This window comes from Pseudocitrobacter sp. 73, from assembly GCF_008369545.1.
Lineage (GTDB): Bacteria > Pseudomonadota > Gammaproteobacteria > Enterobacterales > Enterobacteriaceae > Pseudocitrobacter > Pseudocitrobacter vendiensis.
In genome coordinates, this window is record NZ_VTZO01000070.1 from 1 (window position 1) to 2,279 (window position 2,279).

At 40.0% G+C, this 2,279-nt stretch carries 2 protein-coding genes; both read left to right on the plus strand.

All coding sequences use genetic code 11. The annotated features are described in order from the left end of the window. Nucleotides 1–1,626, plus strand: a 1,626-nt coding sequence (locus F0Q32_RS25600) for a hypothetical protein (RefSeq protein WP_223145814.1), incomplete at its 5' end; no start/stop codon positions are given. 204 nt (nt 1,627–1,830) lie between these two features. Then, nucleotides 1,831–2,160, plus strand: a complete 330-nt coding sequence (locus F0Q32_RS25605; protein ID WP_000140246.1) for a hypothetical protein — start codon at nt 1,831–1,833, stop codon at nt 2,158–2,160. Nucleotides 2,161–2,279: the final 119 nt, after the last annotated feature.

Consider the following 2,279-nt stretch of genomic DNA (forward strand, 5'->3'; position numbering starts at 1 on the left):
AGCGAGTCAGCTTGGGAAGACATGACCTGCTTATTCGCACCTTCCCTAGAGCCTTTCGTCGAAAGGCAAATATCGTTTATTGTGAGTAAACTTGATGAAATTCAGGATTCAGAAAAATTGGAGGCTGAATCCACGAAGACGTTGCTGCAGGAAGCTGATTCATACTCTGTTCTGGCCGGTGAATCACTACTGAATAAAATGGAGAATTTTGTAGATGGCGTATTTTATGTGGAATACCTTGTCAATAATGAAGAGACCTTGTCAAACCTGAAAATTGGCACACTAGATATCGGAAATCACGGTCGGGAGGAGATGTTACGCTATGGAGCTGAGCAACCTCAGATAGACCTTTTTAATCCGGGAATTATCCGGCATATCAATATTGCATCGAAGGCGGTACAGAACGTAATTGGAAAGAATGATGGTACAGGTGGGGCTCAGGTTAGCTCTGCAATAATGACGCTTAAAAATCGTCAGGTTGTTGAGGACGTTATCCATTTCAGAAAAATTGTTCTGAGCCCGGACTGGAATAATAATGTTTTAAATCAATATTATCTTAATAATACGGCGACGAGGAATCTCTTCCCTGCGGAATTTGCTGCACAGGCTGTTGCTCACATGGTGCTCCATGGTAACTATGCCGGTATCGAGTCGTACAGTGAACATATTGGTGAGGAACGGTTTGACCTGGCTTTGGCTGCATATCTTCGTTATCTACGTACTGCCGAGAGTATCTTTATAGCACTTAAGGATAAAAATGTTCTGCCGTACATCAAAAATGCTGTTGGCAGGATTGTTGATTTAGGTCTTCTGGTGAATATACCTGTCCTGAGCTTTGTTAAAGGTCAGTATGACGTCATCAAAGAAGCTACAAATGCAACCTCTCTTTTAATATTTGTGCGAGAGCGTCAAAAAGCACTGTCAGAGAAAATAATTGAGTCTGATGTGAATGCTATGGGTCCAGTATTTCTCCATGACGTATATCAGTCAGGTGAGCAGTTTGATATTTTGAAGAAAAAGCTGAACGCCCTGGCATGTGGAGTATTTAGTTCTTCTGAAAGGCTTATTGAGTGTTTTACGGTTCTTCCTGTGAACATGCGCTTTATCCTTGAACAAATGCAACTTCAGGGGCAGCATATCCGGATGGAAGGTAGTGTGGGTATCTTTGCATCATGGTTCCGTGATGCAGAGCCAGACGTTGTCACAAATGCCGAGAACATTCATTTTCTGTGGTCTTGCCTCGACGATACCCAGAGAGAGACTGTACTTGATGAGTTGCACGATGTCTTACTTGAAAGACATATTCGTATTGACAGCCGTATTGCGATTATTACCCGTTTTCATAATGAGTTGTCGTTTATTGAACCTGAGAAGGCCGTTGAACGCAGGGCTATTGCGGCGCTGTTTAGCGCTTCTGTTGATAATGTATTATTGTCTCAATGGCTTGACCGTCAGACGTTTTCATTTTCATCATGGTCTCCGGAGGACGCCCGTACGGCAACGAGTTGTATAATGAATAACTCGGAGATTTTTCCTCTCATCTGCAGGAATTCACAGTATATTAAAAACAGAATGTTACCAGAGAAAGCGGACGTTACAGAAGATAGTGATACGTTTCCGGACTGAGTTCGTTCTTTAAATCCTATACCTGAAGACCACAGCGGTGGTCTTTGGGAGTTTTTTTATTGCCTGATATACATTAAGCATGTTATATCTTGCTAAGAAATAATCATTCAGGGATTAATCATAACTACTGAAGTTATGTTGTGTTCTTTTCTTTTAAAAATAAATTATTCAGATTTATTTTCTATTGATTTAATGAGGTAGGGAATGACAGAAAGTGCTTTGCTTTTGCGAGAGGCATTTAATGAATCGGTTAACTATATGACATGGTCTTTTTATTCACTGATAACTGCTTACGTTTCGATGGCTTTTTATGATAGAGTTGAGGTTAAGACCCGAATAAATAATTATCTGAATAAGTTACTTTTCGTGATTGCTATGTCCGTTTTTATCCCAAATATGTACTTTGTTTCAATGGTGTTCAGTCAGAAGTTAGGCACCGCAGCTGGCGTTGCGTCATTCATTATTGGGCTACTTTTCATGATGTTAAACTCGGCACCTGTAATTACTGGTATCGTACAGCAGCGCAAAGATTGAGTTTTATGAGTATAGTCAGTTGGGTTTTCATCTGTTTTATCAGACTTAGAAAAATGAAATCTTTCAATTCATTGATTTTAAACGCAAAAAAATTTCTAAATGATCAGAATTATAGGGTG